Origin of the sequence: Zobellia russellii (assembly GCF_018728565.1) — a bacterium.
Lineage (GTDB): Bacteria > Bacteroidota > Bacteroidia > Flavobacteriales > Flavobacteriaceae > Zobellia > Zobellia russellii.
The window spans coordinates 39,978-54,387 of sequence record NZ_JACSOI010000007.1 but is presented as its reverse complement, the minus strand read 5'-3'; the positions used below and the strand labels follow the sequence as shown (position 1 = coordinate 54,387).

Here is a 14,410-nt window from a genome sequence, read left to right as displayed (position 1 = left end):
TTATAGAATATAAAAATTGATATGACCTCAATCGATTCCCTCGTTGATTTTTTTTTAGAGACGCGCCTGCACACAGAAAACATTTGCAAGCCTCTAGAAATTGAAGACTACGTGGTTCAACCCATTGTAGATGTTTCCCCTCCTAAATGGCACCTAGGACACACAACTTGGTTTTTTGAAGAGTTTATTTTAAAACCTCATTTTAAGGGCTATACCGTTTTTGATGAGGATTTTTCCTTTGTATTCAATAGTTACTATGAAACCGTAGGCAAACGTGTAGTGCGTTCCGACCGGGGCAATCTCTCGCGCCCCTCTGTAGACAGTGTCTATGCCTATCGCACGTACGTAACGGAAGGGATAAAAAACCTATTTAGCACATCACAAAGTCAAGAATTAGATGACCTGTTGGAAATAGGTATACATCATGAAAAGCAGCATCAAGAGTTGTTATTAACGGATATTAAGTTTATTCTGGGCAACAACCCGCTATTACCCGTTTATTCAAATAACTTTAAAGAGCATCCACATGAGAATGAACCACAAGAGTGGATTTCTATGGATGAAGGTATTTACGAAATAGGCCATAACTCTAACACTTTTTGCTATGACAATGAATTGGGAAGGCATAAAGTATACCTACACCCGTTTCAGGTATCAAAAAATCTTATTACCAATCAAGAATATATTGCATTCGTTGAAGCTGAGGGCTACAAGAAATTTGACCTTTGGCATGCAGAAGGTTGGGATTGGATAAACCAAAATAACATTTCCGCACCTTTATACTGGCACAATATTGACGGACTTTGGCATAATTATACGCTAAACGGGCTTCAGGAAATTACACCCAATGCCCCCGTTACCCACATTTCATATTTTGAGGCATTCGCCTTTGCACAATGGAAAGGCTGCCGTCTTGCTACGGAATTTGAATGGGAAGCGGCCCAATCACTCTTTAACTGGGGAAAGCGATGGGAATGGACGGAAAGCGCTTATCTCCCCTACCCCAATTATAAAAAAGCTGATGGCGCCCTAGGTGAATACAACGGTAAATTTATGGTGAATCAGAAAGTACTGCGTGGTGGTTCCGTTGCCACACCCGTACATCATACCAGACCCACATACCGTAACTTCTTTCAGACCCAACTAAGATGGCAATATACCGGTTTAAGGCTGGCCAAATAATTTTTTAGACGACACACGTATAGTATTTAGAACTTTTCCGACCTAAGAGGCATGCATAAACCAACCCAAATACTTTTTGAGACCCAATTTGAAGAAGATGTCCATACCGGGCTAACGGATTTCCCCAAACATTTATCGTCCAAATATTTCTATGACGAGAAGGGAGACAAACTTTTTCAGGATATTATGAATATGCCAGAGTATTACCTTACTCAGAAAGAGTTTGATATTCTTGCGAATCACACCCAAGAAATAGCCGAGCTTTTTGCTTCGGGAATTCCTAAATTCAAACTTATAGAGTTGGGTGCCGGAGATGGTAAAAAGACTAAAATCCTATTAAAACACCTTTCAGAAAACAACTATAATTTCAAATACCAACCTATTGACATTAGTCAAAACGTACTTAATGGTTTGGAACAATCCCTTAAAAAAGAGCTCCCAAATGTGGTTGTAGAACCCCAACAAGGCACCTATTTTGAGGCATTGAAAAAAATAAACTCCAAAAACGGTACTAAGAAAGTAATTCTCTTCTTAGGTTCTAACATTGGAAACCTCTTGCACGAGCAAGCTATAGACTTTCTAAGAAGTGTTCAAGAGCTTATGCAAAAGGATGATTTGTTCTTTATTGGGTTTGACATGAAGAAAAACCCACAGACCATTCTAGATGCTTACAATGATCAAGCCGGAATAACTGCAGCATTCAATAAAAACGTATTGGCCAGAATCAATACAGAACTTGGCGGCAATTTTGATTTGGACAAGTTTCTACACTGGGAAGTATATGACCCGGAAACCGGAACGGCAAGGAGTTACTTGGTAGCCAAAGAAGCCCAATCTGTAAGTATTGAAAAGTTAGACGTACTAATTGATTTTGAACAGTGGGAAACAATACATACCGAGATTTCCCAAAAGTATGACGATAAGGTGGTTGCTTGGCTAGCCGAAAAAGCGGGTCTAAAAATAGAAACAGAGTTTTGTGATGCTGAAAACCATTACAAAAATTTTGTACTAAGAAAAAAGTAACCTCAACACCTTCTAACTTTAATTATTTACCTGCCGTTTAAAGGAATGGCATAAATGCATTTGATATGAAAGCAATTTGGAACAATACCGTAATAGCGGAAAGTGATGAAACAGTTGTTGTAGAAAACAACCATTATTTTCCTGCGGAAAGTATTAAAAAAGAATACTTCAAAACAAGTGAAACACATACTACTTGCCCATGGAAAGGTCAGGCACATTACTATACCCTAATGGTTGATGGCAAGGAAAATCCTGATGCAGCATGGTACTACCCAGAAGTTAGCCCATTGGCCAAAGGTATCAAAGGCCGAGTTGCTTTCTGGAAGGGAGTTACCGTTGAAGCATAGAAACAAATAGATAATTAGCACAACCGCTTCTACACAAGCTTGTGCAATTACTTCAAAGTAAAAAAAGCCGGGACATAAACATGTTCCGGCTTTCTATATATTTCTAACGAATGAATTATAAATCCAGAACGGCGTTTTCACCACCTGCATAATCATTCCACTGGTAACGATCAGCTTCCGCTTCATTTACATAGTTACCGTCTATGATATATTTAAACTCAAAAGAAGTCTCTTTAGGAAGTTCTAAAGTACCTTTGAAATTTCCGTTTTTCAACTTCTTCAATGAACTTGCTTTGTTTGCTTTCCAGTTATTGAAATCACCAACAACAGCCACTTTTGATGCTTCCTCTGCAGGAACCGTAAAAGTAACTTTACAAACGGGTTTTGTTTTTAGATACTGTTTTGAAATTGCCATTATGTATTATTTTAAATTGATTTTTTAGTTTCTAAATCAAGGGCAAAACTAACATATTAAAATGCTCATATACAATGATTAACGCATTTTTATCATTTTCGCAATATTTACATAACAAATAGTAATTGGATGCAAAATATTGTCATCCTTTTCTCTACATTGTAATCGTCTATATAGCTGTTTTTAAGATTTTTACAACTTCATTGATATCTTCCTCACTATTGTAAAAATGAAAACTAAGCCTAATACCGTCTCCGCGTTGCGAACAGATGACACCTTTGGCCGTTAATATTTGAAAAAGAGCATCATTTCCTTCTATATTAAATATAGTACTATGATTGTCTCTACCTAGTATTGACTTAGGCAACAATCCTAGTTCGCCAAATTCATTTTTTGCTTTTTTAGAAAGCATTTTTAACTGATTTTCTATAGCATCCTTACCCAAGACACTCAAATACTCTAAGGAAAACTTTAAACTCCCAAAGTTTAGCGTATCCAAATGTCCCGGCTCAAACCTATTGGCAAATGGAATGCTATCCCTTGCACCTAGATCATGCCCCGAAGCATTGTAACCTATTGTTCGTACAGCAAACGTTTCTTCCATTCCATCCTTGAACAACATAAAACCGTTTCCATAACCGGACAACAACCATTTATACGCACTTGCTCCTAGAACATCCAATGGCGAACTATCAAAATCAAAGTTTGACGTGCCACAAAACTGCGTGCCATCGGCAATTATTTTCAATTTAGGAAATTTCTGCTTAATTTTTGTAAGAAAATCTAAATTTATATGAATTCCGTTGGTCCATTGCACTAAGCTTAAAGCCAATACGGTAATTTTATCCTTCTCGATCTGATTCAAAATAGTGGCTTCCAAATCTTCGTTCAAAGGAACATAGGATACATCAAAACCACGGTATTCAAAAGGCCAATTTACCGATGGATAATCATCTTCAACCAATAATACCTTATGGCTCCTGTCCAGTCCTTCTAGAAGTATATTCAACCCTAGCGTAAAATTTTGGACCAATGCTGTATTCTCCTTTTTAGCTCCAAAAAAATTGGCTACCGTTTCGCGCGTTTCAGAAATTAACTTAGCGGCTACCTCATTTCTAAAATTACTTCCGCCTATTAAATAATCCAGATCATGTTCCTGGCGCCACTCCATTAAATCGTCATTAAGTAATCCTGAAGAAGCGGTGTTAGCATAAATATACTGACTTAAAACGGGAAAGTGTTTTCTGGTATTTTTCATCTTGTATTCGCTGTGTCGGCAATTGCCTTATCTTTGTAATCTAAAGATAACTATTCGTATGTTCTCTAAAAATAAAAACCGCTCCGAAGTAGATCTTGAGCAACACGAAATGCTTGAGAACGCTCAAACTCGCATAAAACAAAAGAAACGGCTATACGTTCATTTTGTCATTTTTCTAATTGGCAGTGTCTTTTTAATTCTAATAAATAAGATTTTAAAATACGGCGAGACCTATGACTGGTTTATTTGGGGCATTACCTTTTGGGCCTTTTTATTTGTCATACATGCTTTTAATGTTTTTATTACCCAAAAGTTTATGGGCAAGGATTGGGAACGTACCCAACGAGAAAAACTAGTAGCTAAACAAAAAAAGCGTATTGCCGAAATACAAAAGGAAATAGAGACCGATTTTCCGCTATCCAAAATCAACAAAAAAATTGAACCATGAAAACTGTAGCAATGATATCGGCGGCGGCCGAGGACAATGCTCTAGGAAAAGACAATGACCTCCTATGGCATTTACCGGACGACTTTAAGAGGTTTAAAAAACTAACTTCCGGCCACAGCATTATTATGGGAAGAAAAACGTACGAAAGCTTTCCCAAGCCCCTTCCCAACCGTAAGCATATCATCATAACCAGGGATAAAAACTATACCGTAAACTATGATACTTGTGTTGTTGTGTATTCTTTAACCGAAGCATTGCAACTTGTAAAGGACGAGCCCTTATCATTTATAATTGGAGGAGGGGAAATCTACAAGCTTGGAATGGAACAAGCTAACAAAATTGAACTTACCCGCGTACATGGCACTTTTGAAGATGCCGACACTTTTTTTCCGGAAATTGATGAGTCCGTTTGGGAACTTGCAACCGAGCAATACCATCCGGAAGATGAGAAACACAAATACGCATTTACGTATCTTACCTACTTAAAAATCTAATTTTTCAACTAAAAAATCTGCCGTAACATCCCCCACAAAACGCTTTAGAACGTCAGGAGCTACGTTAGTATAAAGTCTATGTCTTGCCGGCTCATTTGATGCATTGAGCGCATCGTTCTTTTGGAGCACGGCCCGTACCTGTCTTGCTACTGCTTCTCCGGAATCAATAATCCTTACATGAGCGGGCAATAGACTTTTTAGAACAGGTATTAGGTATGGATAATGGGTACAGCCCAAAACCAGATGGTCCATGCCTTGTTCAAGCATAGGGTCCACATATTTATTTAAAAGTTCCTTGGTTTCCTTAGCTTCTACTTTGCCGCTTTCTATTAACGGCACCAAACCGGTTCCTTCTTGTTCTATAATCCTAATTCCCGCAGCATGGTTAATAGATGTGCTATGAAAAAGACTACTGGATAGCGTTCCTTTTGTAGCCAATACACCCACAGTCTTAGATTCAGATTGTAAGGCCGCAGGCTTTATTGCCGGCTCTATGCCTATAAAAGGAACTTTGTAATGCGCCCTTAAATACGATATGGCATTGGTAGTGGCCGTATTACAGGCAACCACAATAATCTTACAGCCTTTATCCAGAAGAAACTCGGTATTCTTTATACTTAGCTGAAGAATCTCTTCCTGTGATTTCTCACCGTAAGGTGCATTTTTACTATCTGCCAAATACAGGGTATTTTCATTTGGTAGGAGTTTCTGAATTTCTTTCCAAATGGAAGTTCCTCCAACCCCTGAATCAAAAACACCAATTGGCCTATTGTTCATATGCTTTCTAATTATTCCAACACTTCTACTATTGGGCTTCCTGTAGCTCCGTTAGGAAACGCTATCCCTAATAAGCTAGCTACTGTTGGAGCAATATCATCTATTTCGGTTCGCTCTACCGTACTCCCTTGTTTAATACCCGCACCATAAAAAAGTAAGGGCACATGCGTATCATAAATTTGTGGCGAACCATGGGTAGAACCTGTTTTTGGGTAAGAAATTGTACCCGGAGACAATACGACCAAGACATCACCAGAACGTTTTTGGTTATACCCATTTTGAAGAATATAAGGTATACCATGAGTGTAATCATTCTGCCACATTTGGTAGGCCGTATAGGTACGATCAATCCCTTTATAATTCAATAATTCTTTTGCTATATTTTCTTGAACTTCCTGTACGCTCAAATCTAGATTCTTAATAATACTATGGTCTAAAAAGTATTGGTCGTTAGAAAAGTCCTTTACAATATCAGTTGTTCCATAATTGAACTCCAAAAATTGATTGAAATTTGTTTTTATCTCGTCCCAAACAACATAATCTGCCGGTATTCTCTGATCCTTTAAATATGCCGGAACTTCAATTGCAGCATGATCTGCGGTTAGAAATACGGTATATTCTCCTTTACCCACTTTGCGATCTAATTCCTTAAAAAGACGCTCTAAATCTTGATCAAGTCTAACATACGTATCCTGTATTTCTTTTGAGTTGACACCAAACTTATGACCTACGTAATCCGTACTTGAAAAACTAACAGCCAAGAAATCTGTAATATCATCTTTCCCCAGCTGCTCTTCCTCAAGGGCGGCTACAGCAAAATCAGTAGTTATACTATTACCAAAAGGTGTTGCTTTAAGCAGCTCATACTTACCATTCTCATCCCATAGCGCAGGTAGATCATGAGGGAAAACCGAGGTCTTCTCCCCTTTAAACAATCCTTCATAAGCATTATAGTCCGTACCGCTTTCAACATACTCCGAAATTTTCTTTAACGTTTTCCATGGCTTCTTGTATGTATCTACGGATTTATCAGCATTAAACTTCTCCACCCAAACAGGTAGTTTATCCATATAAAAAGAACTTGTAATCCAAGCGCCATCGCTAAACCAATATGCCGCATTAGCCGTATGCCCACCTGGAAGAACAGCACCTCTATCTTTTAAAGCAATGGCAATAGTCTTACCTCGCATTTGCGTATGCAAGCGAAGTTCATCTGTAATTGTGGTAACGGTCATTCTATGGGGAGACATTTTTCCGGCATCAGAAGTAGTACCAACTGAATTATAGGCCGGATCACCCGCACAATATACATCGGTATCCGATTCTTTATCGTACCAGTTATTGCCAATTATGCCATGCATAGCCGGTGTTGTACCTGTATATACAGAAGTATGCCCAGGTCCTGTACTCGTGGGAGCATAGTTATAGTGATTGTTTTTACAATTGAAACCTTCATTAACCAAGCGTTTAAATCCATCATCACCATAATGGTCCCAAAAACGGGTAATATAATCGTAGCGCATTTGATCCACAATAATACCCACCACAAGCTTTGGGTCGGTTTTCAATTGGGCATCGGTTTGTTCTTTTGATTTTTTTTGACCGAATGACGTAAGCGGTAAAAAAGTAATGGTACAAATGGTAAAAAATAAGACGGTAAAATTCTTGGACATAGTTGTTTTATTGAGATAGCAAAAGTAAATAAATTCCCCTTTTAAAGTTTAAATGGAGGTTAAATGAAATCGTTTATTGTTATTTTTGTTAGGATATACCTATTTTCATCACATGAACTACCTAAGATCGATTGGCAGATATGCCATTATGATAAAAGAGGTCTTTAAGAAACCTACAAAATGGCGCATTATGAAGTCGCTCATTTTGAAAGAAGTAGACGAATTGATCTTCGGTTCTTTGGGTATCTTAATTTTCATTTCTTTTTTCATGGGAGCTGTTGTTGCCATACAGACGGCATTGAACATTACCAGTGAACTTATACCAAAAAACCTGGTGGGCTTTGCAACTAGGCAATCCATTATTCTTGAGTTTGCCCCTACCTTTTGCTCAATTATCATGGCAGGAAAAGTAGGGTCCTATATCACATCCAGCATTGGTACTATGCGAGTAACAGAGCAAATAGATGCGCTAGAGGTCATGGGAGTAAATGCGCTTAACTATCTGGTTTTTCCAAAAATTATAGCACTTTGCCTTTACCCGTTCATTATCTCAATTGCTATGTATGTTGGGATTTTTGGAGGTTGGATGGCAGCCGTATTTGGAGGATTTAGCACCAGTGCAGATTTTATAGAAGGTGTTCAATTAGATTTTATTCCTTTTCACGTAACCTATGCCTTTCTCAAAACATTGGTATTTGCTTTTGTTTTAGCTACGGTACCTTCCTATCATGGTTTTTACATGACCGGTGGAGCTTTAGAAGTAGGAAAGGCCAGCACCACCTCGTTTGTTTGGACGAGTGTGGTAATAATCATTGCTAACTATATACTCACCCAACTCTTATTAGGCCAATGATAGAAGTAAACGACATACACAAATCTTTTGATGGCACCCATATTCTTAAAGGGGTGACCACTAGTTTTCAAAAAGGAAAGACCAATTTAATAATTGGACAAAGTGGCTCCGGCAAGACCGTTTTCTTAAAGTGCTTGTTAGGACTTTTTACTCCGGAGGAAGGCACAATTAGTTATAACGGTCAAATTTATACGGAACTTACAGATGAACAAAAAAGAGACCTACGCCAAGAAATGGGCATGGTATTCCAAGGAAGCGCCCTGTTTGATTCTATGACCGTAGAAGGCAATGTGAAATTTCCGTTGGAAATGTTTACAAAACAGTCCAAATCCGAAATGCAGGATAGAGCGGATTTTGTACTAAAGAGAGTTAATCTAGTAGATGCGCATCATAAATATCCTTCCGAAATTTCCGGGGGAATGCAGAAAAGGGTAGCTATTGCCCGCGCCATTGTTATGAACCCTAAATATCTTTTCTGTGACGAACCCAATTCTGGACTTGATCCAAAAACCGCTATTGTCATAGACAACTTGATCAAGGAAATTACAGAAGAGTATGACATTACCACTATTATCAATACCCACGATATGAACTCGGTAATGGAAATAGGAGAAAAAATTCTTTTTCTTAAAGACGGTTTAAAGGCTTGGGAAGGCACTAACAAGGAAATATTTAAAACCGATAACGAAACGGTTACCGATTTTGTGTATTCTTCCGACCTCTTTAAAAAAGTGCGCCAGATGTATATTGAAGAGCGTAACTAAGTCTACAATACTATTTTGCAGTTCCTCGCAGCTGTATGGTGGTATCCTTCAATCGTACTTTTAACCACTCATGAACCCTTTTGTTCTCCGAAGCAATTTTAGTATTGCTCAGCCCTTCTTTCCATTTTACTTCAAAGATTGATAGGGTATCTGTTTTACTGAAATCCGTAATAACGGCATTATCATACTGCAACGAAACCAAATTCTCATAGTTGGCTTTTGCCTCGGCACTTATATCCTGAAAAGGAATTTGTTTTCTACTAGATGCATCCTTTTGCAAGCGAGTGACCTCAGCCTCTAAAAACGCAATTTTCTCCGCTTTACTAGACAATTGGTTTTTCTGGGACTCATAGAGTTCGTTAATATATTTCAACTGATCTACCTGATCATTTTGAGACCCTTGAATAATATGAAGCTCGGTATTCGTAAGCCGCTTATAATCTTCATCTTCTTTTAGCATGGTATTCCATGAGGAAATAATATTGGCCGGAATAACCTCGTTGCCCATACAAACAATCTCAATTACCGGCTGTTCACCTTCATTATATTCAATACTGGTAAAATTATCCAGATACCTTCCTCCGCTTGTAAATTGGTATTTTCCAATGGTCTCACTAACAAATTCATTGGCCTGTTTTTTAAACATAGACTCCTGAAATACCTTATAGAACGTCCATCCCGCAGGTATCATAACCAATAAAGCCACAATAGAAGCTATACGCGCTATACGCCTTCTTTTGGCGGAGTTTACATAACGCACCATAGGAAACTTTAAAAGTTTTATGGTCAAGAAAGTCGCCAAGGCTATGAAAATGGTATTTATGATAAATAAATACATGGCCCCAAAAGCGTAACCCGGATTACCTATGGCCAGACCGAAGCCTACCGTACACAAAGGCGGCATTAAAGCCGTAGCAATGGCGACACCAAAAATAACACTGGCAATAGTTCCTTTTTTAGCCCTTGCAATTACCAATGCCAAACCACCAAAAAAGGCAATAAGAACATCCCTAATATCCGGAGCCGTACGTGCCAACAACTCAGAAGACTCATCTTGAATTGGAAAGAATTCAAAAAATAGATAAGCCGTTAACACACTAAGAACTACCATTACGGCAAAGTTCTTTAATGATCGCCTTAGTGTGTCAATATCATTAATGGCCAAAGACATACCCAGACCCAAAATGGGACCCATAAGCGGTGATATTAACATGGCACCAATAACTACCGCTGTAGAGTTTGCATTAAGACCAATAGAAGCAATAAAGATAGAACAGATCAAAATCCATGAAGTATGCCCTTTAAAGGGTATATCTGCAATAATAGCTTCCTTCGTAGCTTCTTGATCCGTATTTTCACGAATATCCAATAATTCACGCATAAACCTCCGCAGGCTTTCCCACAGACCTTTTGCATCTTTCCTTACGGCCTCTTCGCTCTCCTTTGGAGCCTCTGTTGGCGTGATATTATCTTGATTCAATTTATCGCTCATGTATTAGAATTAGGCATATTCGTCGCCATATTTTTCTTTAACGGCACCCAACACCTTTTTAATATCCTGTTCTTTAGTTTTCGGGTATATTAAAAGTACTTCTTTTTTGTCTACGATGATATAGTCGTTAAGACCATCTACCACAACAATTTTATCTTTTGGGGATCTGATCATGTTGCCGGATGCATCAGTAGTTACCACCTTGCTGTTTACAATGGCGTTATTATCATCATCCTTGTCCAATTTATCGTATAAAGAGCCCCAAGTACCCAAATCGTTCCAGTCAAAAGTAGCCGGTAGTACAAATATGGATTTTGAATTTTCCAAAATGGCGTAATCTATAGAGATGTTTTCTGCTTTTGGATAGTTCTCTTTTATAAACTCTTTTTCTTCGCCAGTATTGTAACAAGACATACCGGATTCAAAAAGTGAATACTGTTCAGGTTGATAGTTTTTGAACGCATTTACAATGGTCTTCACGCTCCACATAAAAATTCCCGCATTCCAAAGAAAATTTCCTTGGGCCAAAAATTCCTTTGCCGTTTCGTAATCAGGTTTTTCACGGAACTGATTTACCTTCTTTAAGCCTTCCGGACTTTCCTTTTCAAATTCTATATAACCAAAGCCTGTATTAGGAAACGATGGTTTAATACCTAAAGTACAGAGTACATCTTCCTTCTCACATTTATCAAAACAGGTGGTTACATCTTTGGCAAAGGCATCTTCATCTTCAATCCAATGATCACTGGGCGCTACGATCATTACACCGTTCTCGTTCATTTTTTGAATCTTTAAAGCTGCGTACAGAATACAAGGAGCTGTATTTCTCATAGCAGGTTCAAGCACTACTTGATCCTGTTTAACCAAAGGTAGCTGCTCCAAAACCAAATCATTATAACGCTCATTGGTCAGGATGAGAATATTTTCGGTAGGAACAAACTTGTTCAGACGCTTAAAAGTCTTTTGAATTAAGGTATCTCCCGTACCCAACATGTCATGAAATTGCTTTGGGTAAGAAGATGTACTGATTGGCCAAAACCTTGAACCGACACCACCGGCCATTAGAACTGCGTAATAATTGTTGTTTTTCATTTCTTGATTGCTATGAAAGCGGAAGTAACAAAATCTTTCGCTTATTTATTAATAGTTAGTTATTTTTTCACGTAATTTCTTACAATTTTAATCAAAAACCAATTCCACTTCTGCATTAGGTTGAAAAAGATACATTCGCCCTGTAGCCACCTCTATACATTCATATCGCTTAACGCGTCTATTCCCTTTTTTGTACAATTTACCATTATGTATGCGAAAAATACTACCTAACGGCACCTCAAAAACGTAAGTCCTATCCGTTTTTTTCTCGTCAAAATGTTTTAATGCTATGGACAGCCTTGCGTCCGTACTACTACTTGCCTTTGGATTTTTAAAATGATTTGCTAAAAGAGGTAGTAATTGGGTAGGAAAAATTTCGGGCCTTATAAACGGTAACATTAAATATTGAAAAATGCGTTTCCACTCCGTACCATGTGGTTTTATAGTCCTGCCATATTTTTCAAAAGCCACTAAATGGGCAATTTCATGTATAAGCGTAATTAAAAATCGATATTTATTGAGATTGGCATTTACTGTTATCTGATGCTTTCCATTGGGCATCCGCCGGTAATCCCCATGGCGGGTAACCCGTTCGTTAACAATCTTTAAGTGAACGCCTGTTTTCTGAATCAACTCCAAACAGGATTCTATAGCCCTTTCGGGAAGATATTTTTGTAACACATTATCCACTGCGAACAAAAATAAGTTAACTCAACCAATAAATGAAGTTATCTATTATTAAGCCTATGTCAAAAAATAACGCCTATTCACAAGAACGACCCTATGTAAGGAAAAACCAAAAGTTTAGGGCGTACTATTACTGACCTGAAGTAGTTTTCCGTTATACAGCTGATGGCCTTCTAAAGCAAAGTTCTTGATGTATTTGGCCATTTGCAAAGCTGTTGTAGGCGCTTCATACCCTGGAAAAGCCTCTTGTAGCATTTCAGTCTGGACTGCGCCCAACGCCAACACATTAAAGGAAGGACCGGTTTCCTTAAATTCTTCGGCCCACAATTCGGTTAGAATGATTACCGCCCCCTTACTGGAACTATATGCAGATAAACCCGGAAACTTAACACTGCCCTGCACACCTCCCATAGAACTAATGGTAAGCACATGGCCGTCTTTAGGCATTCTTGGTAGAATCTTCCTTGTCATTTCCGCTACTCCAAATACATTTACTTTGTAAACAGCCTCAAACTCCTCGGCTTCGGTTTCAAGAAAAGGTTTGTTCAACAACTTTCCTGCATTATTTATAAGTACGTCTACCGTTTCAAAGTTTTCAGCTAAAAAATCCTCCATCTTTTTAAAATCGGATGGATTACCCAAATCAAAGGAGAAACTAAAAATATTTTCATGAGCCAAACCGGAAATTGGCTTATCATTTCGGGATAGAGCCAAAACTTTGTGCCCCTCATTAGCAAACAATTTGGTCAGTTCAAAACCTATACCCCTACTAGACCCCGTTATTACGATATTTGCCATTAGTTGTACTTAATTTCTTTTGTTGGTGCGTTAACGATACCCTCTACAACCGGAATACTCTTATTTATTAAGTTAGCCATGTGACCGAAGTCCATTTCAGAAAGTTCATCTCCCACTTTGTGATAGTGGTTAAAGTTCGTAAAATCAAACGTACTGAAAGTCTGTGAAGGCACTCCAAAGGCTTCATGAAACGGATAATTATCCGATCGCTTAAAAAGGTTGAATTCCTTTGCTTTAGGAAGAAAGCCTGCGTAGGTCTGTTCTGCGTAACTATTAGCTACATTGGCCATATTGGATTCTTCATACCCCGTTAAGTAAGCCAAGTAATCCTTACCTACCAAGGGCACACCAACCATTTCATAATTGAGCATTGCATATAGGTTCAAATTCTCTTCCTTTAGCTTTTGCGCCAAGTGTTTTGACCCTAACAATCCCTTTTCTTCAGCACTGAAAAGAGCAAAAATTATGCTTCGTTTATTTGTTCTTGATTTCCCAAAATAACGGGCAAGCTCCATCACGGTTGTAGTTCCCGTTGCGTTATCATTTGCACCATTGGCTATGGCATCTCCATTCTCCTCTGCTATAAGTCCTATGTGATCGTAGTGAGCACCAATTATTACAAACTCATTTTTTAGTTTAGGATCACTGCCTTCAACCACACCAACAACATTAAAAGCGGGCGCATCATAATTAGAAAGGTCATCTCTATACGTTTCAAAATAAGGTTTGACGTTATTTTTTGAGAAGCTGCCTTCAATGAGCTCAGCGGCTTTTTCAATTCCTTCACTTCCAGTATCCCTACCTTGTAGCTCGTCCGAAGCCAGAAAATTCATGATTGAAGCCACTTTTTCCGCGTTTGAAAATTGATTTTGCCCCGCACCTACAATACTCCCTATACCATTTAAATCGTCGGCCTTTTTAGGCACCTCCATTAAGCTGCGATCAAACTGCACCGCTTCTTCACTTTCTAATGTTACGGATTCATCAATCTTTTGAGAACCGCACGACAAAGCCAACATACTGGCAACAAACAGAAAACTCTTTTTCATAGGTGTTATTTTTAATAGTACAATTTAGAAATAAAAAAAGGCATCTGGAAATAACCAA

16 protein-coding genes are annotated in these 14,410 nt (G+C 38.3%); 7 read left to right on the top strand and 9 right to left on the bottom strand.

Going from position 1 to position 14,410, the window contains the following annotated elements; all coding sequences use genetic code 11:
• The first annotated feature begins 21 nt into the window (after positions 1-21).
• From egtB to H9565_RS15985, 3 genes are all read left to right on the top strand, one after another.
• Positions 22-1,182, top strand: a complete 1,161-nt coding sequence (gene egtB / locus H9565_RS15995; protein ID WP_215441132.1) for an ergothioneine biosynthesis protein EgtB — start codon at positions 22-24, stop codon at positions 1,180-1,182.
• 51 nt (positions 1,183-1,233) lie between these two features.
• A complete protein-coding gene (egtD, locus tag H9565_RS15990; protein ID WP_215441131.1) occupies positions 1,234-2,205 on the top strand; it encodes an L-histidine N(alpha)-methyltransferase in 972 nt (323 codons plus the stop codon).
• A 65-nt stretch (positions 2,206-2,270) separates the two neighbouring features.
• Positions 2,271-2,552 (top strand): DUF427 domain-containing protein, encoded by a 282-nt coding sequence (locus H9565_RS15985; protein ID WP_215441130.1) that lies wholly within the window; start codon positions 2,271-2,273, stop codon positions 2,550-2,552.
• Positions 2,553-2,667: 115 nt separating this feature from the next.
• On the opposite strand, the gene H9565_RS15980 is transcribed toward H9565_RS15985, so the two are convergent.
• Positions 2,668-2,967, bottom strand: a complete 300-nt coding sequence (locus H9565_RS15980) for an isoamylase early set domain-containing protein (RefSeq protein WP_215441129.1) — start codon at positions 2,965-2,967, stop codon at positions 2,668-2,670.
• Between the two features lie 169 nt (positions 2,968-3,136).
• Positions 3,137-4,225 (bottom strand): aminotransferase class V-fold PLP-dependent enzyme, encoded by a 1,089-nt coding sequence (locus tag H9565_RS15975; RefSeq protein ID WP_215441128.1) that lies wholly within the window; start codon positions 4,223-4,225, stop codon positions 3,137-3,139.
• A 58-nt stretch (positions 4,226-4,283) separates the two neighbouring features.
• On the opposite strand from H9565_RS15975, the gene H9565_RS15970 reads away from it, so the two are divergent.
• Both H9565_RS15970 and H9565_RS15965 read left to right on the top strand, forming a co-directional pair.
• The gene (locus H9565_RS15970) at positions 4,284-4,673 is read left to right on the top strand and encodes a 2TM domain-containing protein (protein ID WP_215441127.1); all 390 of its coding nucleotides are present in this window, start codon (positions 4,284-4,286) and stop codon (positions 4,671-4,673) included.
• Positions 4,670-5,167 (top strand): dihydrofolate reductase, encoded by a 498-nt coding sequence (locus tag H9565_RS15965; protein WP_215441126.1) that lies wholly within the window; start codon positions 4,670-4,672, stop codon positions 5,165-5,167. The genes H9565_RS15970 and H9565_RS15965 overlap by 4 nt, the downstream gene beginning before the upstream one ends.
• Here H9565_RS15965 and murI read toward each other — a convergent pair.
• Both murI and pafA read right to left on the bottom strand, forming a co-directional pair.
• Positions 5,156-5,944, bottom strand: a complete 789-nt coding sequence (gene murI, locus H9565_RS15960; RefSeq protein WP_215441124.1) for a glutamate racemase — start codon at positions 5,942-5,944, stop codon at positions 5,156-5,158. The two genes, H9565_RS15965 and murI, sit on opposite strands and share 12 nt — an antisense overlap.
• A gap of 11 nt (positions 5,945-5,955) precedes the next feature.
• Positions 5,956-7,617 (bottom strand): alkaline phosphatase PafA, encoded by a 1,662-nt coding sequence (gene pafA, locus H9565_RS15955; protein WP_215441122.1) that lies wholly within the window; start codon positions 7,615-7,617, stop codon positions 5,956-5,958.
• Between the two features lie 112 nt (positions 7,618-7,729).
• On the opposite strand from pafA, the gene H9565_RS15950 reads away from it, so the two are divergent.
• Together H9565_RS15950 and H9565_RS15945 are read left to right on the top strand one after the other, a co-directional pair.
• On the top strand, positions 7,730-8,470 hold the full coding sequence (locus tag H9565_RS15950; RefSeq protein WP_215441120.1) for an MlaE family ABC transporter permease: 741 nt from the start codon (positions 7,730-7,732) through the stop codon (positions 8,468-8,470).
• Positions 8,467-9,234 (top strand): ABC transporter ATP-binding protein, encoded by a 768-nt coding sequence (locus tag H9565_RS15945; RefSeq protein WP_215441119.1) that lies wholly within the window; start codon positions 8,467-8,469, stop codon positions 9,232-9,234. Before H9565_RS15950 ends, H9565_RS15945 begins: the two co-directional genes overlap by 4 nt.
• 10 nt (positions 9,235-9,244) lie before the next feature.
• Here the strand turns inward: H9565_RS15945 and H9565_RS15940 are convergent, their stop codons facing one another.
• From H9565_RS15940 to H9565_RS15920, 5 genes are all read right to left on the bottom strand, one after another.
• Positions 9,245-10,726 (bottom strand): DUF389 domain-containing protein, encoded by a 1,482-nt coding sequence (locus tag H9565_RS15940; RefSeq protein WP_215441118.1) that lies wholly within the window; start codon positions 10,724-10,726, stop codon positions 9,245-9,247.
• A 9-nt stretch (positions 10,727-10,735) separates the two neighbouring features.
• A complete protein-coding gene (locus H9565_RS15935; RefSeq protein ID WP_215441117.1) occupies positions 10,736-11,818 on the bottom strand; it encodes a mannose-1-phosphate guanylyltransferase in 1,083 nt (360 codons plus the stop codon).
• Positions 11,819-11,905: 87 nt separating this feature from the next.
• Entirely contained in the window at positions 11,906-12,508 is a 603-nt protein-coding gene (locus tag H9565_RS15930; protein WP_215441116.1) for a SprT-like domain-containing protein, read from the bottom strand.
• Positions 12,509-12,622: 114 nt separating this feature from the next.
• Entirely contained in the window at positions 12,623-13,303 is a 681-nt protein-coding gene (locus tag H9565_RS15925) for an SDR family NAD(P)-dependent oxidoreductase (protein ID WP_215441115.1), read from the bottom strand.
• On the bottom strand, positions 13,303-14,352 hold the full coding sequence (locus H9565_RS15920; protein WP_215441114.1) for a M28 family metallopeptidase: 1,050 nt from the start codon (positions 14,350-14,352) through the stop codon (positions 13,303-13,305). The genes H9565_RS15925 and H9565_RS15920 overlap by 1 nt, the downstream gene beginning before the upstream one ends.
• Positions 14,353-14,410 lie beyond the last annotated feature (58 nt).